Source organism: Prescottella sp. D32, from assembly GCF_037287305.1.
GTDB lineage: Bacteria > Actinomycetota > Actinomycetes > Mycobacteriales > Mycobacteriaceae > Prescottella > Prescottella equi.
In genome coordinates this window covers 841,496-863,129 of the sequence record NZ_JARBSW010000002.1, presented here as the reverse complement: position 1 = coordinate 863,129, position 21,634 = coordinate 841,496, and the positions used below count along the sequence as shown (strand labels likewise).

General features: G+C 66.4%; 20 protein-coding genes. 14 read left to right on the top strand and 6 right to left on the bottom strand.

Annotated features, from left to right (window positions below):
- Window positions 1-71 precede the first annotated feature (71 nt).
- Complete coding sequence (locus PSS76_RS13635) at window positions 72-1,193, bottom strand: acyl-CoA dehydrogenase family protein (RefSeq protein ID WP_013414879.1); 1,122 nt, start codon at window positions 1,191-1,193, stop codon at window positions 72-74.
- A 15-nt stretch (window positions 1,194-1,208) separates the two neighbouring features.
- On the bottom strand, window positions 1,209-2,390 hold the full coding sequence (locus tag PSS76_RS13630; protein ID WP_372487948.1) for an acyl-CoA dehydrogenase family protein: 1,182 nt from the start codon (window positions 2,388-2,390) through the stop codon (window positions 1,209-1,211).
- Window positions 2,391-2,671: 281 nt separating this feature from the next.
- On the opposite strand from PSS76_RS13630, the gene PSS76_RS13625 reads away from it, so the two are divergent.
- From PSS76_RS13625 to PSS76_RS13570, 12 genes are all read left to right on the top strand, one after another.
- Entirely contained in the window at window positions 2,672-2,860 is a 189-nt protein-coding gene (locus tag PSS76_RS13625) for a ferredoxin (RefSeq protein WP_337456265.1), read from the top strand.
- Between the two features lie 119 nt (window positions 2,861-2,979).
- On the top strand, window positions 2,980-3,891 hold the full coding sequence (locus PSS76_RS13620) for a 3-oxoacyl-ACP reductase (protein ID WP_081187289.1): 912 nt from the start codon (window positions 2,980-2,982) through the stop codon (window positions 3,889-3,891).
- A 630-nt stretch (window positions 3,892-4,521) separates the two neighbouring features.
- On the top strand, window positions 4,522-5,286 hold the full coding sequence (locus PSS76_RS13615; RefSeq protein WP_022594117.1) for an MlaE family ABC transporter permease: 765 nt from the start codon (window positions 4,522-4,524) through the stop codon (window positions 5,284-5,286).
- A 20-nt stretch (window positions 5,287-5,306) separates the two neighbouring features.
- On the top strand, window positions 5,307-6,158 hold the full coding sequence (locus tag PSS76_RS13610; RefSeq protein WP_022594118.1) for an MlaE family ABC transporter permease: 852 nt from the start codon (window positions 5,307-5,309) through the stop codon (window positions 6,156-6,158).
- Between the two features lie 11 nt (window positions 6,159-6,169).
- Entirely contained in the window at window positions 6,170-7,351 is a 1,182-nt protein-coding gene (locus PSS76_RS13605) for an MCE family protein (protein ID WP_081122460.1), read from the top strand.
- Window positions 7,351-8,385: an MCE family protein gene (locus tag PSS76_RS13600; RefSeq protein ID WP_337456264.1), complete on the top strand. Its 1,035-nt coding sequence runs from the start codon at window positions 7,351-7,353 to the stop codon at window positions 8,383-8,385. Before PSS76_RS13605 ends, PSS76_RS13600 begins: the two co-directional genes overlap by 1 nt.
- Window positions 8,372-9,424 carry an MCE family protein gene (locus PSS76_RS13595; RefSeq protein ID WP_022594121.1) on the top strand — a complete coding sequence of 351 codons (1,053 nt, stop codon included), beginning with the start codon at window positions 8,372-8,374 and terminating at the stop codon, window positions 9,422-9,424. The genes PSS76_RS13600 and PSS76_RS13595 overlap by 14 nt, the downstream gene beginning before the upstream one ends.
- Window positions 9,421-10,725: an MCE family protein gene (locus PSS76_RS13590; RefSeq protein WP_022594122.1), complete on the top strand. Its 1,305-nt coding sequence runs from the start codon at window positions 9,421-9,423 to the stop codon at window positions 10,723-10,725. Before PSS76_RS13595 ends, PSS76_RS13590 begins: the two co-directional genes overlap by 4 nt.
- The gene (locus PSS76_RS13585; RefSeq protein WP_221283215.1) at window positions 10,722-11,945 is read left to right on the top strand and encodes an MCE family protein; all 1,224 of its coding nucleotides are present in this window, start codon (window positions 10,722-10,724) and stop codon (window positions 11,943-11,945) included. The genes PSS76_RS13590 and PSS76_RS13585 overlap by 4 nt, the downstream gene beginning before the upstream one ends.
- Window positions 11,942-13,354, top strand: a complete 1,413-nt coding sequence (locus PSS76_RS13580) for an MCE family protein (protein ID WP_064059651.1) — start codon at window positions 11,942-11,944, stop codon at window positions 13,352-13,354. The genes PSS76_RS13585 and PSS76_RS13580 overlap by 4 nt, the downstream gene beginning before the upstream one ends.
- A 317-nt stretch (window positions 13,355-13,671) precedes the next feature.
- Entirely contained in the window at window positions 13,672-14,115 is a 444-nt protein-coding gene (locus tag PSS76_RS13575) for an Rv1363c family protein (RefSeq protein WP_237172706.1), read from the top strand.
- A complete protein-coding gene (locus tag PSS76_RS13570; RefSeq protein WP_022594130.1) occupies window positions 14,112-14,684 on the top strand; it encodes an Rv1363c family protein in 573 nt (190 codons plus the stop codon). Before PSS76_RS13575 ends, PSS76_RS13570 begins: the two co-directional genes overlap by 4 nt.
- A 69-nt stretch (window positions 14,685-14,753) precedes the next feature.
- Here PSS76_RS13570 and PSS76_RS13565 read toward each other — a convergent pair whose 3' ends face one another.
- Entirely contained in the window at window positions 14,754-16,283 is a 1,530-nt protein-coding gene (locus PSS76_RS13565) for an alpha,alpha-trehalose-phosphate synthase (UDP-forming) (protein ID WP_013414890.1), read from the bottom strand.
- Window positions 16,284-16,316: 33 nt separating this feature from the next.
- Window positions 16,317-16,490, bottom strand: a complete 174-nt coding sequence (locus tag PSS76_RS13560; protein ID WP_005515507.1) for a hypothetical protein — start codon at window positions 16,488-16,490, stop codon at window positions 16,317-16,319.
- A gap of 135 nt (window positions 16,491-16,625) precedes the next feature.
- On the opposite strand from PSS76_RS13560, the gene PSS76_RS13555 reads away from it, so the two are divergent.
- Window positions 16,626-18,323 (top strand): ABC transporter ATP-binding protein, encoded by a 1,698-nt coding sequence (locus PSS76_RS13555; protein WP_064078302.1) that lies wholly within the window; start codon window positions 16,626-16,628, stop codon window positions 18,321-18,323.
- A complete protein-coding gene (locus PSS76_RS13550) occupies window positions 18,320-20,098 on the top strand; it encodes an ABC transporter ATP-binding protein (RefSeq protein WP_064077774.1) in 1,779 nt (592 codons plus the stop codon). The genes PSS76_RS13555 and PSS76_RS13550 overlap by 4 nt, the downstream gene beginning before the upstream one ends.
- Here PSS76_RS13550 and PSS76_RS13545 read toward each other — a convergent pair.
- Window positions 20,095-20,613 (bottom strand): hypothetical protein, encoded by a 519-nt coding sequence (locus tag PSS76_RS13545; RefSeq protein ID WP_064078301.1) that lies wholly within the window; start codon window positions 20,611-20,613, stop codon window positions 20,095-20,097. The genes PSS76_RS13550 and PSS76_RS13545 overlap by 4 nt on opposite strands.
- A gap of 28 nt (window positions 20,614-20,641) precedes the next feature.
- Window positions 20,642-21,469: a tyrosine-protein phosphatase gene (locus PSS76_RS13540; protein ID WP_084870330.1), complete on the bottom strand. Its 828-nt coding sequence runs from the start codon at window positions 21,467-21,469 to the stop codon at window positions 20,642-20,644.
- Between the last annotated feature and the right edge of the window lie 165 nt (window positions 21,470-21,634).

The window sequence follows — 21,634 nt, the reverse complement described above, 5'->3', positions numbered from 1 at the left end:
ACATCATGACCTGTGTGACGCCCGTCATGCTCGACCATTTCACTGTGTGGGACTGCTTGCGCGCGTGTCGGTTACGCAGGCGTGGCGGCAAGCTCGGCGCCCAGTCTGCGCAGCTGGTCGGATGCCGAGCCGAGCAGGAATTCCTGACGCTTGGCGGCGAGGAAGTACCGGTGCACGGGGTGGTCCTCGTCGAGTCCGACGCCGCCGTGAACGTGCACGACCGTGTGCGCGACGCGATGGCCTGCATCGGAGGCCCAGAACTTGGCCGTCTCGATCTCGCCCTCGATGGGCAGGCCCTCGGCGAGTCGGAAAGCGGCCTGCCACAGCGTGAGTCGTACACCCTTGACGTCGATGTACCCGTCGGCGAGGCGCTGGGCGACGGCCTGGAAGCTTCCGATCGGCCGGTCGAACTGGATGCGCTCGCGGGCGTACTCGGCGGTCATCTTCAAGGCCTGGTCGAGTACGCCGAACTGGAAGGAGCTCGAGCCCACGGAGCCACGCCCGACGATCCACTCGACGACCTCCGTCCCGCGCTCGACCGATCCGAGAACACGGTCGTCGTTCACGCGGACATCGGCCAGCTCGACCATGCCGGTGCAACCGAAGTCAGTCGTCTGCTGGCGGGTCACCGTGACTCCGGCGTCGTCGGCTCGGACGAGGAACACCACGGTGCCGCGGTCGGTCGCGGCGGGGACCAGGAACAGGTCCGCGACCGGTGCACCGTCGACGACGATCTTGGTGCCGCGCAGGGTCCAGCCGTCGGCCGTCCGCTCCGCCCGGGTGACCGGTGCCGCGGGGTTGTCGTTGAGTTCCTCGGCCAGCGCGGCAGCCAGGATGGCGGAACCGGCGCCGGCGGCCGCTGCCCACTCCGAACGCTGTGCGTCCGAGCCGAACTCCGCGATTGCTCCCGCTGCCATGACGATCGACGACAGATACGGGACCGGGGCGACGCCGCGCCCCAGCTCGATCAGGATGCTGCACTGCTCGAGGATGCCGAAGCCGTCGCCGCCGACGGATTCGGGCAGGGCGGCGCTGAGTACGCCGGAGGTCGCGAGCGTGTCCCAGAGTTTGCGGTCGAAACGATTCTCCGCGGAATCGAGTTCGCGCAGACGCTCGTTGGTGACGATGTCGGCGACGATGCCGTTCGTGAGGCCGGCCAGGTCCTGCTGGGCCTCGGTGAGGGTGAAGTCCATGTCGGTCGTCCTTCCTTATCGCTTCGAGGCCGGCTGGCCGAGGGCGGTCATCGCGATGATGTCGCGCTGGACCTCGTTGGTGCCGCCGCCGAAGGTGAGGATCAGCGCCGAGCGGTGCATCCGCTCGAGGCGGCCGCGGAGCTGGACGCCGGGGGAGTTCTGCCGGATCGTGGCCGACGGGCCCATGATCTCCATGAGAAGGCGGTACGCCTCCGTCGCGAACTCGGTGCCGAACACCTTGTTGGCGGACGCGGCCTCGGGGCCGGGGGCGTGGTCCTCGGCGGAGGCGATCTCCCAGTTCATCAGCTTCAGATACTCGGTCTTGGCGTGCACGCGGGCGAGATTCATCTGCACCCACTCCTGGTCGATCACGCGACGGCCGTCGGCCAGCTTGGTGTTCTGTGCCCATTCGCGCACTTCCTGGAGTGCGGTCATGACCGGTCCGGCGGAGGTGAGCGCGACGCGCTCGTGGTTGAGCTGGTTCGTCACGAGGCGCCAGCCGCCGTTCTCCTCGCCCACCAAGGAGGTCTGCGGCACGCGCACGTCCTGGTAGTAAGTGGCGCTGGTGTCGGGGCCGGCCATCGTGTGCACCGGGGTGTACGAGAAGCCATCGGCGCTGGTCGGCACGATGAGCATCGAGATACCGCGATGCTTCTTGGCGTTCGGATCGGTACGGCACGCCAGCCACACGTAGTCGGCGTACTGGATGAGGCTCGTCCACATCTTCTGGCCGTTGATGACGTAGTCGTCACCGTCCTTCACCGCGGACGTGCGCAGCGACGCGAGGTCGGTGCCCGCTCCCGGCTCGGAGTAGCCGATGGAGAAGTGCAGTTCGCCGGCCGAGATCTTGGGCAGGAAGAACGCCTTCTGCTCGGGGGTGCCGAAATGCATGATGGTCGGGGCGACCGAGTTGATCGTCAGGAACGGCACCGGAGCGCCCGCGATCGCGGCCTCGTCGGTGAAGATGAGCTGCTCCATCGGGGAACGCTCCTGGCCGCCGTACTCCTTGGGCCAGCCCAGAGTGAGCCAGCCGTCCTGGCCCATCTGCTGGACGACCTCGCGGTAGACGTTGCCCTCGCCGTACTCGCCGGTGGTCGCGGCCAACGCCTCGCGGCGCTCGGGGGTCATCAATTTCGCGAAGTAGCTTCGCAATTCCTCCCGCAGCTGCTGCTGCTGCGGGGTGTAGGTGATATCCACGTGCATTTCTCCAATCCAGGACTATCGTCGGCGTCGATTTCGACCGATACGACCCGGATTTCTGGAATGATCGCGGACACTGCTGATCGTGTACGAGGCTGTGACAGCGGCCTTTCCGTGACCGGTGCGGACCGTGCGGTCGGCGCCTACAGGAGGGTTGTCCGAATCATTGCACAGCAGTGAAACGGGTTCTAGTCTTATGGCGAAGTCTCGTGGCGCCACAGCCCGGCGCGTCAGGCTTCGGTCCGGTCTTTCGAACGAACGTGAAATGAGGAACCGTCATGGAGGTAAGGGTCGACAGGGACCGCTGCGAGGCCAACGGTGTCTGCGTCGGAATCGCTCCCGACATCTTCGATCTGGATGACGACGAGGAGCTGATCATCTCGGCCGCCGTTCCTCCGGCCGACCGGGAAGCGGACGTGCGTTCGGCGATCGCGCAGTGCCCGCGCGCCGCGCTCACCGAGCGCTAGAGCCACCCTTGCGGCCAATGTAGAACACGTTCTACATTGGCCGCTGTCGTCGACAGCCGCGGCGATGAGGCACCGACCGGCGCGAGGCCGGTCGACGTCACGGTTACGGGAGTGCGTAGATGAGTGCAGGCAGCAATCGCGAGGTCAGCTTGGAGGGCAAGGTCGCGATCGTGACCGGGTCGGGATCCGGGCTCGGACGGGCCGAGGCGATCGGTCTGGCCCAGTCGGGCGCTGCCGTGGTCGTCAACGACCTCGCGATCAACGACGCGGTCGAGTCCACGCTCGACGAGATTCGCACCCTCGGTGGCAAGGTCGAATTCGTCGCGGGTGACGTGGGCGAACGGTCCACAGCGGATGCCCTGATGTCGGCGGCCCAGGGCCTGGGCGGCGTCGACATCGTCGTCAACAACGCGGGAATCGTACGCGACCGCATGCTTTTCGGCATGTCCGACGAGGAGTGGGATCTCGTCCTCAAGGTGCACCTGCGTGGTCACTTTCTTCTTTCCCGGAATGCGGCCACCTTCTGGCGTGACAAGTCGAAAGCCGACGGTGCCCCCGTCTACGGCCGACTGATCAACACGTCGTCGGAGGCGGGGCTGCTCGGGCCGGCCGGGCAACCGAACTACGGCGCCGCGAAGGCCGGCATCACCGCGCTGACGCTGTCGGCGGCGCGTGGCCTGTCGCGCTACGGCGTGCGGGCCAACGCCATCTGCCCGCGCGCGCGGACCTCGATGACGGAGTCCGTCTTCGGTGACGCCCCCGAGGGACAGGTCGATCCGCTCTCGCCCGAGCATGTCGCGGCGCTGGTCTCGTACCTGGCGTCCCCCGCTGCGGACAAGGTCAACGGGCAGGTCTTCGTCGTCTACGGCCCCATGGTCGCGCTGATGGCCGCACCGGTCGTCGAGCAGCGCTTCGACGCGGACGCGCAGTGGACGCCTGCCAGCCTCGCCGACGAGATGGGCGCGTACTTCGACGACCGCGATCCCGAGCGCATGTTCTCGGCCTCCGAGGCGCTCAAGTCGCTGGGCTGATCGCGCCCTGCCCGGATTCGGACGATCCCGCAATTCCCCGCGTAACGGGGGATTGCGGGATTATCGATACAGCCGGTAGGAAAGGCGACAAGATGGGCTGGACGCCGGTGTGTCCCTCGGCGTCGCTCGGTCGGCAGCCGCTCCGGCGACGGTTCGCTGTGGAACGCTGTACTGGTGTCTAGAACCTGTTCCAGTTCGATGATTGCGACGAGATCTCGGAACGATAACCGAGGCTGCCGAGGCTCTGTGGTCGGTCACTCATCGCCGGCGAGGGCGCGGGCGACTTCGACCTTCGCGCCCAACTCGTGTCCGTCGACGGAACTTCGCGCGTCTGTGCAGCTGAATGCGGGTGATCGTCCACTTTCGGTGAGCGCGCGAGAGCGGGCGGTCCGTCCCGCTCTCGGTGTCGCCCGGCCGCTTATTCGTGGACTCCCGGCCGACTCTGGCCCTTGCTTGCGGCCGGTTTCAGGACGTGCCGTCGAAATCTTTGACAGGTGAACACGTTCTAGTTAATATGACCTGGGTCACAGAGCGTTTGTCCTGTTCGGACGCCCTGGGGGGTGCGTCGTGTCGCGAGTGCTCGCGGCCACGCATCGAACGTCCATGACAAGGATTTGTGAGGAGGGAAACGTGGTCGACCTCCTCGAGGTACCCCTGCGGGCGGCAGGCGGATTCTTCGCGATGTCGGCGGACACGCTGCGCGCGGTCTTCTCGCGCCCGTTCCAGCGGCGCGAGTTCGTCGATCAGGCCTGGTTCGTCGCGCGGGTCTCGATGGTTCCGACGGTGCTCGTCGCGATCCCGTTCACCGTTCTGGTGAGCTTCACGATCAACATCCTGTTGCGAGAGATCGGCGCGGCCGACCTCAGTGGGGCCGGTGCCGCTCTCGGCGCCGTCACACAGGTCGGCCCCATCGTCACGGTGCTCATCGTCGCGGGTGCCGGCGCCACCGCGATCTGCGCGGATCTCGCGGCCCGAACCATTCGTGAAGAGATCGACGCCATGCGCGTGCTGGGCATCAATCCGATCCACCGCCTCGTGGTGCCCCGTGTCCTCGCGTCGACCGTCGTCGCCCTGCTGCTCAACGGTCTCGTCTGCACGATCGGTATCCTCGGCGGCTTCCTCTTCTCGGTGTACGTCCAGGACGTCAACCCGGGTGCGTTCGTCAACGGCATCACGCTCCTCACCGGTTTCGGCGAACTGATGATCTCGATGCTCAAGGCTGGATTGTTCGGCATGATCGCGGGGCTGATGGCCGCGTATCTCGGCATGAACGTTCGCGGTGGAGCGAAGAGTGTCGGTGACGCCGTCAACCAGACCGTCGTGTTCTCGTTCATGGCGCTGTTCGTGGTCAACGTGCTCATCACCGCCATCGGCATCAAGTTGACGTCCGGGTGAGTGACAGGGTGGTGAAGTAGATGGCTCTGGTGGCATCGGGACGTTTCGTCCGCACTCGGCGGCGTATCGCGCGCACATCGCGCTCGGTGGACCGCGTCGGTGAGCAGGCACTGTTCTTCTGGCGTGCTCTCGCGTGGTCCCCGCGTGCCCTCCTGCACTACCGGAAGGAAGTGCTGCGGCTCATCGCCGAGATCAGCATGGGCACCGGCGCGCTCGCGGTCATCGGCGGCACCGTGGTCATCGTCGGGTTCCTGACGCTGTTCACCGGCGGCACCATCGCCGTCCAGGGCTTCAGCTCGCTCGGAAACATCGGCGTCGAGGCGCTCACGGGCTTCTTCGCAGCATTCATCAACGTGCGTATCGCCGCACCGGTCATTGCGGGCATCGGCCTGGCGGCCACCATCGGCGCGGGCTCGACCGCGCAGCTCGGTGCGATGCGGGTCTCCGAGGAGATCGACGCCCTCGAATCGATGGCGATCCCGTCGATTCCGTACCTCGTCTCGACACGGGTCATGGCCGGCATCATCGCGATCGTCCCGCTCTACTCGCTGGCAGTCATCGCGTCGTTCGTCGCGAGCCGTTTCGCGACGGTGGTGCTCAACGGACAGTCAGGCGGCGTCTACGACCACTACTTCTCGACGTTCCTGATACCGACGGACATCCTCTGGTCGTTCGTGCAGGCAATTGTGATGGGTGTGGCTGTGATGCTCATCCACACCTACTACGGCTTCAACGCCAGCGGTGGACCGGTGGGTGTGGGCGTGGCGGTCGGCAACGCCGTCCGGGCCTCGCTCATCGCAGTCGTGACCGTGACCCTGCTGATCTCGCTGGCGATCTACGGCCAGTCCGGCAACTTCAACCTCTCGGGATAGGCGGAGGAGCGTTGACCGAATCAAGGTGGAAGACGAAGGTCGCCGCGGCTGTGATGGTACTGAGCCTCGTCGCGATCGTCGTAGTGGCGCTGACCATGTTCGTCGGCGGTTTCGAGAAGAGCGAGCCGGTCACCGTGACGGCCGCACGGTCGGGTCTTGTGATGGAGCCCGACGCCAAGGTCAAGTTGCGTGGTGTCGAGGTGGGCCGTGTCGCCTCGATCGACGAGGTGGACGGCCAGGCCCGCATCAAGCTCGACATGGATCCGTCGCAGATGCACCTGATTCCGGCGAACTCGCCCGTCGAGATCAAGTCGACCACCGTGTTCGGGGCCAAGTACGTCAACTTCGTCACGCCTGCCGACCCGTCGCCCAAGTCCCTGCAGCCGGGCGCGGTGATCGGCGCGGACAGCGTCACCGTCGAGTTCAACACGCTGTTCCAGAACCTGTCGACGCTGCTGCAGCAGATCGAGCCCGAGAAGCTCAACGCCACCCTCGGCGCCATCTCGTCGGCGCTCAACGGACGCGGCAACGAGTTGGGTGAATTGCTCGGTGAGACCGACGCGTATTTGAAGAAGATGAATCCGGTTCTGCCGCAGTTGAAGCAGGACCTCAACGCGGCGGCCACCGTGACCAACACCTACGCCGACGTCACTCCGGATCTGATGACTCTGCTCGGCAATCTGACCGCCACCAGCGGAAGTATCGTCGAAGAGCGAGAGAACCTGCGTATGACGCTGGAGAACGCCGTGGCGCTGTCGAACAACGGCAACCAGCTGCTCACAGACAACGAGGCGGACCTGACGCGTGCGCTCGAACTGTTGGAGCCGACCACGGCCCTCCTGTCCGGGTACTCCCCAGCCATCTCGTGCCTCGTCGTCGGACTCAACAAAGCCCGCCCGATGGCCGAGCAGATCGAAGGCGGCGGCCAGGCAGGCTTCGCGATGAGTACGAACTTCCTGGCCGGCCTGGAGCCCTACACGTATCCACGGGACCTCCCCAAGGTCAACGCCACCGGTGGCCCCAACTGCTGGGGTCTACCCGATTTCGATCCCAAGCGAGACGGGAACGCCCCGTTCGTGGTCACAGACAGCGCCAACACCCCGTATATGCCGGCCACGAAAACCACCTTGAGCATGCCCACGCTGTTCCAGATGCTCTACGGAGTAACCCCAGCTGCGGAGGGGCAGAACTGATGCGCGCCACCACAGTCAAGTTCCTCGCGTTCACCACCGTGATGGTGCTGATCTTCGCCGGCCTGGCAATCGTGTTCAGTCAGGCCCGATTCAGCAGCACCGACGGTTACCGCGCGGTGTTCACCAACGCATCCGGACTGAAGTCGGGCGAGAAGGTTCGGATAGCCGGTGTACCGGTCGGCACGGTCAAGGGTGTCGAGGTGGGATCCGACAACCTCGCACACGTGAGCTTCGACGTCGACACGAAGTACCCGGTGTTGCGAAGCACCCGGGCCACCGTTCGTTACGAGAACCTCGTCGGTGACCGATACCTCGAACTCCTCGCCGGGGAGGGCTCGCCCGAGCCGCTCGCCACCGGCGGGACCATCCCGGAGACTCAGACGGCACCCGCCCTCGACCTCGATCTGCTGTTGGGTGGTTTCAAGCCTCTGCTCCGTGGCTTGAGCGCGGAGCAAGTGAACGACTTGAGTGGCGCGCTCCTGCAGGTGTTGCAGGGCCAGGGCGGCACGCTGGTGTCGCTGCTCGGCAACACCAGTTCGTTCACGTCGACGCTCGCCGACCGGGACAAGCTGATCGGTGACGTCATCACAAACTTGAACACCACACTGAAGACGATCGACGACAAGGGCGATCAGTTCTCGACCACGATCGACGAGTTGCAACAGTTGGTGAGCGGACTCGCGCAGGATCGCGATCCGATCGGAGCAGCGATTCCGAAGATCGCCACTGCGACCGACGATCTGGCGCAGCTGCTCCAGGGCGCGCGACCGGACCTGCAGTCGACGATCGCTAACGCGAGCGATCTCGCGACGAACCTTCAAAACGGCCAGGACGACATCAACTGGGTACTCGAGCGGCTGCCGGAGGCGTACCGGAAGCTGATCCGCACCGGTTCGTATGGCGCCTTCTTCCAGTTCTACACGTGCGAAGTGGCTTTCAAGTTCTCCGGACCTGACGGGAAGGAGTTGCGGGTGGACCTGCCCACGACACCGCTGCAGACGACGGGGAGGTGCGCATTCGATGGCCAAGGGTGAGCGAAACCTTACGCGCATCGGCATTATCGGCGTTGCCGTCTCGGTGTGCCTCGTACTTGCCGGATTGCAGTACGACCGACTGCCGTTCCTGTTCGGCAATGTCCGCTACGAAGCGGTGTTCGAGGACGCCGGCGGTTTGATGCCCGGTGACTACGTGACCGTCGCCGGCGTCAACGTGGGCAAGGTGGAGAGTATCGAACTCGATGGTGCTGCGGTCCGGGTCGCCTTCTCGATGAACGAGGGCATTCGACTCGGCGGTAGTTCGGGCGCCGACATCAAGACCAATACAGTTCTCGGGCGCAAGTCGATGCAGGTGACTTCCGAGGGCGATGACGTCATGAAGGTCGGCAGTACTATTCCGTTGGAGCGGACGAACTCTCCCTATTCGCTCAACGACGCGCTCGGAGACCTTACTTCGACGGTGTCCGACCTCGACACGAAGCAGTTGAACGATTCGCTCAACGCGGTGTCGGATACGCTGTCGGACACTCCGCCGGAGCTGCGGGCCGCCCTGGACGGTGTCACCCGCCTGTCTCAGAGCATCAACTCTCGCGACGAGTCTCTGAAGGATCTACTCAATCGCGCCGAGGGCGTGACCGAGATCCTCGCCGACCGCAGCGACCAGATCAACACACTGATCCTCGACGGTAACCAGTTGCTCGGTGAACTCGATCGCCGCCGCAACGCGATCAGCGAGCTGATCACGAATGTCTCCGCGGTCTCACAGCAGCTCACCGGTTTGGTCCAGGACAACGAGCAGCAGATGAAGCCGACGCTCGACAAGCTCAATGCCGTAGTAGCGAACTTGCAGAACAACAAGGACAACATCGGTCAGGCGCTCGACGGGCTCGCACCGTACGCGCGTTCACTGGGCGAGGCCGTCGGCAGCGGCCCCTTCTTCATGGCTTATGTCGCGAACTTCAGCGTCAGCGCACTTACCCAGACTGCGGTCGATCAATTGCTGTGGCCCGAGCACGTGCCCCAGGACCTTGCCCAGTTTCCGCCATTGAAGACCGAGCTCAAGGACCCGAACCGATGAGCGACGAACAGCAGCAGACCAGTAACAGAAGGAAGTGGCTTACGATCGGCGGCGCTGCCGTCGTCGTAGTGGGTGTTCTCGTGGCAGCGGTGATCTATCTCTTCCCGGGTCTCGGCAAAACGACTATCACGGCGCAGTTTCCCACCACCACTGGCCTTTATGCCGGCGACGACGTTCGTGTGCTCGGCGTCAAAGTGGGCTCTGTCGAGAGCATTGACCCCAGCGGCACCGGGGCCACGGTGGTGATGAATGTCGATCGCTCCGTGGACATCCCGGCCGATGCCAAGGCAGTTATCATCGCGCCCAGCCTCGTCGCGGCGCGCTTCGTGCAGCTCACCCCGGTGTACACCGGGGGAGAGTCGATGGCGGACGGCGCCGAGATTCCTCTCGACCGCACCGCGGTCCCGGTGGAGTGGGACGAGATAAAGACCGAGCTGACCAAGCTGTCGGACGCCCTCGGTCCACAGGGTGGAGCCGACCAGGGTTCGCTGGGCAATTTCATCGACACCGTCGGAGACAATCTCGACGGGAACGGTGACGCGCTGCGCAGTACGCTGCGCGAGCTCTCCGACACCATGAAGACCCTCTCTGACGGTCGGACCGACCTGTTCGCCACCATCCGCAATCTGCAGATGTTCGTCACCACGCTGTCGTCCAGTAACCAGCAGATCGTGCAGTTCGGCGGACGACTGCAGTCGGTGTCGTCCCTCCTGGCCGACACCAGCGATGAACTCGGCACCGCGCTGCAGGATCTCGACGTTGCAATCGGGGACGTCAACCGCTTCGTCACCGAGAACCGGGCTTCGCTCACCGAGCAGGTCGGCCGGCTCGCCGACGCGACATCGGTGCTGGTCGAGAAGCGACCGCAGCTGGAGCAAGTTCTGCACGTCGCGCCGAACGCCTTGGCGAACTTCAAGGACATCTACACGCCCAAACAGGGATCTGTGAACGGTGTGCTCGCCGCCAGCAATGCGAAGAACCCGATCAACATGGTCTGTGGTCTCATCGCGGGGCTCGAAACCAATGACTCGGACCGGTCGGCGGATCTCTGCGCCCAGTTCCTCGGCCCGGTCCTCAATTCGATCACTACGAACTACCCCGGCATCCTCACCCGGCCTGCCGATTCCCAGGGGGCTCTGCCCGAGCAGCTCGAGTTCAGTCCGCCGAGCCTGGCCGGCCAGGTCCCCGCTCGGACGCCGTCAGGTCCGACCTCGTCCGAGATTGCGCCCCTCTTCACGATGCCGTCGGTCCAGGTGCCCAACAGTCTGGGAGAATTGCTCAATCCGGGAGGCGGACGATGACCGCGAACCGCAAGTCCACTCGTGTACTTGCCACTTCGGCAATAGCTCTCACGATCGCCGTGGCCAGCACGGGCTGCGAGTGGAACGGGCTCAACTCGGTTCCTCTGCCAGGTACCGAAGGCCAAGGGGACGGGGCGTACACCGTTCAGATTCAGATGCCGAACGTCACGACGATGTCGCAGAACTCGCCGGTTCGAGTCAACGACGTCACGGTCGGCGCGGTCACCGGCATCGAGGTCCAGGATTGGCATGCGCTGGTAACGGTTTCGCTCAACAAGGACGTACAGTTGCCGGCCAACGCGACGGCCAAGATCGGGCAGACGAGCCTCCTCGGTTCGCAGCATCTCGAACTGGCGCCGCCGGTCGGAATCGCGCCGCAGGGGACCCTGAAGGATGGCGACGTAATTCCGCTCGAACGAGCCGGTGCATATCCCACGACCGAACAGACGCTTTCGTCGCTCTCCGTCGTGCTGAACGGCGGCGGACTAGCACAGATCAACGACATCACGAGAGAGCTCAACGCGGCCCTCGGCGGGCGTGAGGATTCGGTCCGGGATCTGCTTCCGCAACTGGATCAACTGGTCGGTAGTCTTGATGATCAACGCACGCAGATCATCTCGGCGATGGAGGGCATCGACCGACTTGCCGGCACGGTGAACCAACAGACCGACACTTTGAATCGCGCCCTGGACAGCATCCCGCCCGCCCTCGAGGTGCTGGTGGCACAGCGTCAGAACCTGACCAATGCACTCGTGGCGCTCGGCAACTTCAGCGACACCGCGACCCGCGTGATCAACGAGAGCGGTGACGACCTGAAGGCGAACCTGGCTTCACTGTCGCCGCTTCTGGAGCAGCTTGCGGGTACCGGGAACAACCTGACCGAGGTGCTGTCGATGATGCTGACCTTCCCGTTCACGATGAAGCACATGGATCAGGTGTTCCAGGGCGACTACGCGAACCTGAACATGATGATCGACATGACGAACGCGCGGCTGACCAGCAACTTCATCGACCAGACGGGGCTGGGCCCGACACTTGCGGGAGTCGAGGGCGCGCTCGGCACCTTGGCAGGTACCGCCGGGCAGACAAACGACCCGCTGAAGGTGCCTGATCCGAAGAAGCCTGACCTGATCCAGCCCCAGCCCAAGCCTGCGACGCCGGATGATATTCCGTCACTGCAGATTCCTGGCCTTCCGCAACTAGGAGCGCCGACGCCATGATGCTCTCGAGGTTCGTTCGTATTCAGTTGGTGATCTTCTCGATCCTGACCGTCATCGGTCTGGTCGTGATGGCCACCCAGTATGTACAGCTACCCGCACTGTTCGGCATCGGGCAGAACCGGGTGACCGTGCAGCTGTCGTCGAGTGGCGGTCTGTATGCGAATGCCAATGTTGCGTTCCGCGGCACCAATATCGGCAAGGTCGATGAGGTTGTGCTCACCGAGGACGGGGTCGACGCCAAGCTGTCGATCAGCAGCAGCTACGACATCCCTGCAGACCTCGATGCGGCCGTCAAGAGCGTGTCAGCAGTCGGTGAGCAGTACGTGGACCTGATCCCGCGTACCGACTCGGAGCCGTATCTCGCGGACGGCGACGTGATTCCCGTTGACCGCACGAGCGTTCCGCAGGACGTCGGCGTGATGCTCGACCAGGCGAACACTCTCGTGCAAAGCATCTCGAACACTCAGTTACGCACGGTGGTCGACGAGTCCTTCAAGGCGTTCAACGGGGCCGGGCCGGATTTGCAACGACTCATCGACTCCGCACGACTGTTCGTCCAGGAAGCCAATGCCAACTCGGACGCCACTAAGACGCTTATCGAACAGGCGGAGGGTCTCCTCGACACGCAGGTGGTCACGAGCGACGCGATCCGGTCGTGGACCCAGGACTTGGTGACGTTCTCGAACCAGTTGCGCACCAGCGATCCTCAGATTCGAAGTATCCTCGCGCAGACGCCGAGTGCGGCGAACGAGGCCAACGCACTGTTCCAGGAGCTGAAGCCGACGCTGCCACTGCTGCTTGCCAACCTGGTGAGTGTCGGCGAGGTCTCCACGATCTACCACAAGAGCATCGAACAGGTGCTGGTGATCTACCCGCCGCTGGTGTCGTCGTTGCTGACCATCGCCATGAAGGGGCCGATCGACGACGGCGCCATCGTGAACTTCGCGCTGCAGGTGAACGACCCTCCGCCCTGCACCACAGGCTTCCTTCCCGCAGACCAGTGGCGAGCACCGAACGAGAAGACAACTCCGCCCACGCCGTCGGACCTGTTCTGCAAGGTGGCACAGGACGACCCGACCACGGTCCGAGGGGCGCGCAACTATCCCTGTATGGAGGTCCCCGGTCGACGTGCGGCATCGCCCGTGGAATGCCGTAGCGCAGCGGGATACGTTCCGCTGGGTAACAACCCGCCCAGTGGGCCGCCGCAGGATCCGTCTGTACCCTCGTACACGACGGCTCCAGCGAGCGTAGGGAGCGCGAATGTGCCTGCCACAGCGCGCCCCTACGACCCGACGACGGGAAAGTACGTCGGGCCCGACGGCGTGTTGTACTCGCAGCCGGGGTTGTCGGGAGGAACACCGAGGGAGGACACGACGTGGCAGACGATGATGACACGTCAGCAGGGCTGACGGCCGACGAGAGAAGGCGTCCGGCGCGTCGGCGTGCCAGTCGCAGCGCGGGCCCGGCGAGCGGCAATGGTTCGCAATCTGTGACGAAACTGCCGTCTATCGACCGTGGGGCCGGTGTCGCGGGAACGATCACGTTGGAAAAGAACGCGACCCCGACCGCCGAGGTGACCGAGTCTGCGGCCCCGTCGGCCGTCGAGGCTGAGACCGTTTCTGCCCCAACGGCGCCGGAAATCGAGTCCGACGACTGGTACCCCACGGCACCGGCTGGACCTCGCTGGACTCGGGGCGCACTCGCTTCGGCGATTGCGCTCGGCCTGGTGATCGTTGCGCTGCTCGCCGTCCTGGGCTGGCTGCTGTACGAGCGGTCCGTCGCGGGCGATCGTGACGCGCGCCGCGAAGCCTTCACAGCCACCGCGCAGCAGACCGTACTCAATCTCACGACGATCAAGCCGGACACCGCCAAGGACGACGTCGCCAAGATCCTTGCGGGCGCGAGCGGCGAATTCAAAGCCGAGTTCGATGGCCGGGAGGATCCGTTCGTCAGCATCGTCAAGGAGGCCGGTGTCACCACGGTCGGCAGAATTGTTGCAAGTGGAATCGAGAGTGACGGCGACGACACCGCCAAGGTTCTCGTGTCGGCGCGTGCTGACGTCACCACCCCTGACGGGTCCCAGAACGGTACACGGGACTTCCGGATGCGAGTGACGGTGACCGACAACGACGGGACGCTCACCGCGTCGAAGGTGGAGTTCGTGCCGTGACCGAGAAGCATGTCGAGAACGAGGGTCCTGGAATGAGCATCGAGACGGATACGCCGTCGATCGAGGTTTCGCCAACCCGTGCGAACAAGTCGCTGCCGACGGCACTCTTGGCCGTCGCCGGCGTGGTGATCGCCGCTCTGCTGGTCGGTGTCGGTTGGTTGGGCTGGGGCTACCTGAACGATCGTGCGGCCGAGCAGGCACGGACCGACGCGGTTCAAGCCGCGACGGCTCAGGCCGCCGCGATGCTGTCGTACAACTTCAACGATGTCGACCAGCAATTGGCCGCTGCCGGTGACGGTCTCACCGGCGACTTCCGTGCCGAGTACGACCAGTTGGTGAAGGAGACGATCGCTCCCGGCGCCAAGGAGAAGAAGATCACCGTTGAGGCCACCGTACAGGCGGGGGCGATCGAGTCGGCGTCGAAGAACGACGCAGTGGTGCTGCTGTACGTCAACCAGATCACCCGCAGCGAGGAGATGCCGGACGCCGCGACCACAGGCAGTCGGGTCCGCATGGAGATGCACAAGGAGGGCGACCGGTGGCTCACCGGACGACTGACCCCGGTGTGACGAACGATTGACCCGAACGAAATGGGCTCCCGCGCAACGCGGGAGCCCATTGTCGTCGGTGCCGGGGTCCTACTCGGTGTACTCGCCGTCCGCGGGCAGCAGTGCCGGTCCAGCCACACCCTGCTGGGAGAGTGCGTCGAGGAACGAGCGGGCCCAGCGGTCCACGTCGTGCGCGAGGACCTGGCGGCGCAGGGCGCGCATGTGGCGTCGACCGGCCTCCTTGTCCTGGTTCAGTGCTTCCTCCATTTTGTCCTTGACGTCGTCGAGGTCGTGGGGGTTGCACAGGAAGGCTTGACGGAGTTCGGCTGCGGCGCCGGTGAACTCGCTCAGCAGCAGCGCTCCGCCGAGGTCGCTGCGGCACGCGACGTACTCCTTGGCGACCAGGTTCATGCCGTCGCGCAGTGGTGTCACGAGCATGACGTCGGAGGCTACGAAGAACGCGATCAGTTCGTCCCGGCCGATGGGGCGGTGGATGTAGTGCACCACCGGTCGCCCCACCTCGGCGTACTCGCCGTTGATGCGGCTGACGGTCTGCTCGATCGCGCCGCGCATCTGCACGTAGCTCTCGACACGCTCGCGGCTGGGCGTTGCCAGCTGCACCATGACGGTGTCGGCGGGATCGATGCGTCCCTCCTGGAGGAGCTCGTACAGCGCGTCGAGGCGCACGTCGATGCCCTTGGTGTAGTCGAGCCGGTCGACGCCGAGCATGATGTGCTTCGGGTTGCCGAGTTCCTTGCGAATCTGCTTGGCGCGGTCGCGGATCGACTTGCGGCGCGACAGCTCGTCGAGCTTGCCGGAATCGATGGAGATCGGGAAGGCGCCGACGCGGACGGTGCGGAATCCGACCTGCACGACGCCGAGCTTGGAGCGGACACCGACAGTGCCCCGGGAGGTTTGCTGGCCGGCGAGGCGGCGGGCCAGGAACATGAAGTTCTGGGCGCCGCCGGGGAGATGGAATCCGATGAGGTCGGCGCCGAGCAGGCCCTCGACGATCTCGCGCCGCCACGGCATCTGCATGAACAGCTCGACCGGCGGGAACGGGATGTGCAGGAAGAACCCGATGGTGAGATCGGGGCGCAGCATCCGCAGCATCTTCGGCACCAGCTGCAGCTGGTAGTCCTGGATCCAGACGGTGGCGCCCTCCGCGGCGGCCTTCGAGGTGGCCTCGGCGAAACGCCGGTTCACCTCGACGTAGGCGTTCCACCATTCACGTCGGTACTCCGGCTTGACGATCACGTCGTGGTACAGCGGCCACAGAGTGGCGTTGGAGAAGCCCTCGTAGTAGTCGGCGACCTCTTGACCGCTGAGCGGCACGGGATAGAGGTCGAGACCGTCCTCGACGATGGGCTCGAGGTCGACGTCGGGGACGCCGGGCCAGCCCACCCACGCACCCTTGTTGCTGCGCAGGATCGGTTCGAGGGCGGTGACGAGCCCGCCGGGGCTGCGCTTCCAGCGGGTCGTACCGTCGGGAAGTCGTTCGAGGTCGACCGGCAGGCGATTGGCGACCACGACGAAGTCGGAGCCTCCGTGTACGGGGCCGGACTGGTCGGCGCCCGTCGCGCCCTCGGAACTTGTCGATAATTCCGAAGGCTCAGCCACGGATACCCCTACTCTTTCCTCGGTTGTGATGCGTCAGTCGAGCTTGGCGGTCGGTCCGATGCCGAGCATCGAGAGCAGCATGCGGCACTCGTCGGCATCCGTGGCGTAAGCGGCGACGACGCGCTGAGCCTGTCGAGCGGTCTCGTCGGCTACGGGTTCGAGGTCCTCGTCCGCGATGTCGTTCTCGGCGGTCGTCTTCGCGGCCATCTTGTTCCTTCCGGCTTGCTGCTTCACTAGCAGGTAGTTCCTGAGTGCGACTCTATGAGAACCGCACCGGTCGGCGCCACTCACCGCCGGGTTAGGGTCTACTTACCTACGCTGTTGTCGAGGGCTGGAGGGTTGATGGCAGGTGGTACCGCGGTTCTGCGCCGCACGCTGGCACGGAACCGGGGGCGTCTGCTCGCGGGGACGGCCCTGGTCAGCCTGCACCAGGTCGCCGAGACGGCGGTGCCGATCGCTATCGGTGTGATCGTCGACCGCGCGGTCGAGACCGGGGACGTCACAGCCCTGATCGTGTGGCTGTCCGCGCTCGCCCTCCTCTTCGTCGTGCTCACGTCCGCGTGGCGGTTCGGAGCGCGCTTCATCGTGCTGGCCGTGCAGCAGGAGGCACACCGGCTCCGGGTGGAGGTCGCGGGCCGCATCCTCGACCCCCGCGGCGTGCGGACCGACCTGCGGGCGGGCGAGCTGTTGACGGTCTCGACGTCCGACGCCGACAAGGAAGCCTGGATCCTCGACGTCGTCCCCCGCGTCGCCGCAGCGCTCACCGCGATGGTGGCATCGGCGATCGCGCTGCTGTGGATCGACGTGACACTGGGTCTGGCGGTACTCGTCGGCACACCCGTCATGCTCGGTCTGCTGCAGTTGGCGGCGCCGCTGATCACGCGCCGGGCGTCGGCGCAGCAGGCGACCACCGCACGGGCGGCCGGGATGGCCACCGATCTGGTGAGCGGCCTGCGCCCGCTGCGCGGGATCGGGGCGGAGGCGACGGCGGCGCGGCGCTACCGCGACGTCAGCCGCGACGCGTTGGCCGCGACGATGCGCGCCGCGAAGGCGACCGGCGTGTTCGTCGGGGTGTCGATGACGGTCAGCGCTCTGCTCGCAGTGTCCGTCGCCGGGTTCGCGGGCTGGTTCGCGCTCGACGGCCGCATCTCGGTCGGTGAGCTGATCACCGTCGTCGGACTGTCGCAGTTCATCGTGGAACCACTCGGGATGCTGTCCCGCGTCCCCAGCTTCTACGCGAACGCGCGGGCGTCGGCGGACCGGTTGGCGCTGGTGCTCGACGCCGAACCGCTGCTGCCTGCCGGCGGTACCGAGCCGTCGGGCGCGAGCGACGTGGAGCTACGGGCGCTGTCCTACCGGTCGCTGGCCCAGGTCGACCTCACCGTCGCGCCGGGGGAACTGCTGGGCGTCGTGGCCTATCGGCCGGAGGACGCGGAAGCGTTCGCCGAAGTCCTGTCCGGACAGATTCCCCCCGATCGGTACGAAGGCGAGATCCGGGTGGGCGGCGTCGCTCTGGTGGATCTGGGGCTGCCGCACGCACGCCGTACCGTGCTGGTCGAACCGCACCACACCGACCTGTTCGCCGGGACAGTCCACTCCAACATCACCGCCGGGTCCCCGGACGCCGACCACGACGCGGTGCGGCACGTGCTCCGGGCGTCGGCAGCGGTCGACGTCGTCGACGCGCATCCCGCGGGCCTCGAGCACGAAGTGACCGACCGGGGCGCGAGCCTGTCCGGTGGGCAGCGCCAGCGTGTCGCGCTCGCCCGGGCGCTCGCGGCGCAGGCTCCCGTCATGGTGCTGCACGATCCGACCACCGCGGTCGACGCCGTCACCGAACACACGATCGCCGACGGCATCGCCGGCAGCCGGCACGGCGGTACCCGCGCGCACTCGACGATCCTCGTCACCAGCAGCCCCGCCCTGCTGTCGGTGACCGACCGCGTCGTGGTCCTGGACGGCGGCCGCATCGTCGCCGAGGGCACCCACGCCGGGCTGTCCGCGTCCGACGAGAACTACCGGAAGGCGGTGCTGCGATGAGCGCGCCGGAGCAGCAGTTGCTGCCGATCGCGTCGGCGTCGGACAGTTGGCGCTGGCTGCGCGACGCGCTCGCCCGTCGGAAAGCTCTGGCGGCGCTGACGCTGCTCGCCGGACTGATCGCGGCGGGCGCCGCGGTGGTGCCGGTCTACGTGTTCGGCGTCCTGGTCGACCGGGTGCGTGAAGGGGCTCCGGCGTCGACGATCGTCGGCGTGGTCGCGGTCATCACGGTCGCCGCGATCGTCGCGGGCGCGCTCACCGGACTCGGGTCGTATCTCATCGCCAGGCTGGGGGAGGGCGCGCTCGCCGGTCTGCGCGAGCAGGTGGTGGGGCGCGCGCTGCGCCTGCCCATCCCCACGATCGAACGGGTCGGCAAGGGCGATCTGCTCTCGCGCGTCGGCGACGACGTCGCGGTGATCGGAAAGGCCGTCGCGGACGTCGTCCCGAGCCTGGTGTCGTCGCTGCTGTTGGTGGCGCTGAGCATGGCGACGATGGTGGGCATCGACTGGCGGCTGGGCTTGGCGGGCATGGTGGCGCTGCCGATGTACGTGCTCGCGCTGCGCTGGTACCTGCCCCGCTCGGGGCCGCTGTACGCGCAGGAGCGCGTGGCGATGGGTCGGCGGTCGCAGGCCCTCGTCAGCAGCATGCAGGGCGTGCGCACGGTCCGCGCGTACGGCCTCGAGGAACGGCATCTGGCGGACATCGATCGGGCCTCGGGCGATGCGCGCGACCTCTCGGTGGGCGTGTTCGGATTGTTCACGCGCTTCGCCGGACGTGGCAACCGCGCCGAATTCGTGGGGCTCGCAGTAATTCTCGCGGTCGGTTTCGCGCTGGTGAAGCAGGACGTCGTGACCGTCGGCCAGACGACGGCGGCGGCGCTGCTGTTCCATCGTCTGTTCAACCCGATCGGTGCGTTGCTGTACACGTTCGACGAAGTGCAGTCCGCGGGTGCGAGCCTCGCCCGGCTCGTCGGCGTGCTGGAGATCCCGGAGTCGGAGGACGCCGGCACGGGCGCGGAGCCCGCCGACGCGTCCCTCGAACTGGCCGATGTCCGGCACAGCTACGACAGCGGCCACGAGGTGCTGCACGGCATCGACCTGCGCATCGCGCCGGGGGAGCGAGTGGCGCTGGTCGGATCGACGGGCGCCGGCAAGTCGACCCTCGCGGTTCTCGCAGCCGGATCGCTGCCACCGACGTCGGGGACAGTGCGGATCGGCGGGGTGCCGCTGGGCGAGCTGGGCGCCGGGTCGCTGCGCCGACATGTCGCGATCGTCAGCCAGGAGGTGCACGTGTTCGCGGGGCCGTTGGTCGAGGACCTGCGCCTTGCGCGTCCGGACGCCTCCGACGCGGAGGTGACCGATGCGCTCGACACGGTCGGCGCGTCGTCGTGGGTGAACGCGCTCGACGACGGACTCGACACCGTGGTCGGCGAGGGTGGTCACACGCTCACCGCGGCGCAGGCGCAGCAACTGGCACTCGCCCGGCTGGTGCTGGCCGACCCTGCCGTCGCGATCCTGGACGAGGCGACCGCAGAGGCGGGCAGCGCCGGTGCCCGCGAACTCGAGCGCGCCGCGGACGCTGCCACCCGGGGCCGGACGACGCTGGTCGTCGCGCACCGGCTCACCCAGGCGGCGTCCGCCGACCGCGTGGTGGTGCTCGAACAGGGCCGGATCGTCGAACAGGGCACGCCCGCCGAACTGGTTTCGGCGGGTGGGCGTTACGCGCAGCTGTGGGCGGCGTGGCAGGGCGCGGACGAGCGGGCCGTCTCGGCCACCTAGCGGTCCTCGGAAACGTGGTCCAGAAGGTCGTCGAGGGAATCGAACTCGACGACCTCGGCGTCGTCGTCCTTGTCGTCGATGCAGACCCCGTCGACCGCGAGTTGCTCGTCCAGCTGTACCCGGATCCAGCTGTCGGGGAACTGCTTCGGCGCGGCGAAGGACAACAGGAGCGCGTCGTGGAAGACGACGGTGGACGTCAGCGACAGGTCGTCGCGCAGGTCGGTCGGTTCGTGGACCGGCGCATCGCCGACCGCCTCCTCGATCTCCTCGGCGACCGAGTCGACGATCCGGAGCCACTGCTCGGGCGTGACGGTCAGGAGTCGGTCGACGGCGGCCAGGAGCACACCGGTGTCCGGGACGGGCCGGTCGTCGAGTTCGGGGTCGACGTTGACGGTGACATCGGTGCCGGCGGCGGCCATCCGGGCGGTGCCGAAGACGAATCCGTCGCCCACCTGCGGCGCTGTGAGCAGTCCGCTTCCGGCGATCTCGTCCCGCAGTCGGGCAATCGAATCCATCGGGCCGGGCCTTTCGAAGATGCCGGGATCAGACGAGCAGTCGCGCCCGCAGGGTGTCGATGGTCTGCTGATCGACGCCCAGCCCCGTTCGCACGTAGTTGTCGACCCCACCGTACAACCGGTCGACCTGAGCGAATGCGGCGTCCAGCCACGACTTCTCGACGGCGTCGTCGCGGCCTAGGTACGTGTTGCTGGCCAGGAAGTCCTGGTACACCGTGGCCTTCGGGACACCGAGCAGGCTGAGCAACACGGCGGTGCCCCAGCCGGTGCGGTCCTTGCCCGCGCTGCAGTGGAACACCGTGGCGCCGTCGGCGTTGCCGGCGATCGCGGTCAGCAGGTCGCGGAAAGCGACGTCGGCGCCGCGGTAGGTGACCATGAACGGGTAGCCGATGGACTGGCCGATGTCCGAGGAGCCGGTCACCGCCGCATCGATCAGCGCACGTCCCAGCGTGAGTGGCACGAACTCGTGGAACGCGATGCCGTGTTCGAACGAGACGACGTCCGCCACCTGGTAGCGGACGCCCTCGGGAAGCCGGTCCGGGTCGTCCCTGCGCTCCCACATGTTCCGCAGGTCGACGTCGAGGGTGACGTTCGCGGCGGTGAGCTTCGCGAGGTCGGCGTCGGTGAGGGAGCTGAGCTTGTTGGCGCGGTAGACCAGCCCGGAGCGGACGGTCCTGCCGTCGGACGTCTCGTAGCCACCGATGTCGCGGAAGTTCTTCGCGCCCTCGAGGCGGAACGCGGTGGGGGTGACGGGATCGGCGGACGCGAGCGGGGCGGTGACGGCTGGTGCGACGAGCGCCAGCAGGCCGATGAGAAGCAGCAGGAAGCGGTTGAACGCGGTGCGTGTGGATCTCATGGGCCCTCGTCGGTGCTGGTCGTGCGAACGGCCTGGTGCCGCCGCGGATTCGCTGGGAGGCTAGCTGCTCTCGGCCCGTTCTGTCCGCGGAACGGGCGAGTCCCGCCGTCAGCCGGAGTGGCGGGCGATGATCGTTCCACCGCAGCGCGATTCGGCAGCACTCCG

Bases quoted from the DNA above. Each gene is read 5' to 3' on its own strand.
- PSS76_RS13635 (WP_013414879.1), bottom strand. From the start codon at position 1,193: ATGGACTTCACCCTCACCGAGGCCCAGCAGGACCTGGCCGGCCTCACG.
- PSS76_RS13625 (WP_337456265.1), top strand. From the start codon at position 2,672: ATGGAGGTAAGGGTCGACAGGGACCGCTGCGAGGCCAACGGTGTCTGC.
- PSS76_RS13620 (WP_081187289.1), top strand. From the start codon at position 2,980: ATGAGTGCAGGCAGCAATCGCGAGGTCAGCTTGGAGGGCAAGGTCGCG.
- PSS76_RS13610 (WP_022594118.1), top strand. From the start codon at position 5,307: ATGGCTCTGGTGGCATCGGGACGTTTCGTCCGCACTCGGCGGCGTATC.
- PSS76_RS13600 (WP_337456264.1), top strand. From the start codon at position 7,351: ATGCGCGCCACCACAGTCAAGTTCCTCGCGTTCACCACCGTGATGGTG.
- PSS76_RS13595 (WP_022594121.1), top strand. From the start codon at position 8,372: ATGGCCAAGGGTGAGCGAAACCTTACGCGCATCGGCATTATCGGCGTT.
- PSS76_RS13590 (WP_022594122.1), top strand. From the start codon at position 9,421: ATGAGCGACGAACAGCAGCAGACCAGTAACAGAAGGAAGTGGCTTACG.
- PSS76_RS13585 (WP_221283215.1), top strand. From the start codon at position 10,722: ATGACCGCGAACCGCAAGTCCACTCGTGTACTTGCCACTTCGGCAATA.
- PSS76_RS13580 (WP_064059651.1), top strand. From the start codon at position 11,942: ATGATGCTCTCGAGGTTCGTTCGTATTCAGTTGGTGATCTTCTCGATC.
- PSS76_RS13560 (WP_005515507.1), bottom strand. From the start codon at position 16,490: ATGGCCGCGAAGACGACCGCCGAGAACGACATCGCGGACGAGGACCTC.
- PSS76_RS13555 (WP_064078302.1), top strand. From the start codon at position 16,626: ATGGCAGGTGGTACCGCGGTTCTGCGCCGCACGCTGGCACGGAACCGG.
- PSS76_RS13550 (WP_064077774.1), top strand. From the start codon at position 18,320: ATGAGCGCGCCGGAGCAGCAGTTGCTGCCGATCGCGTCGGCGTCGGAC.
- PSS76_RS13545 (WP_064078301.1), bottom strand. From the start codon at position 20,613: ATGGATTCGATTGCCCGACTGCGGGACGAGATCGCCGGAAGCGGACTG.
- PSS76_RS13540 (WP_084870330.1), bottom strand. From the start codon at position 21,469: ATGAGATCCACACGCACCGCGTTCAACCGCTTCCTGCTGCTTCTCATC.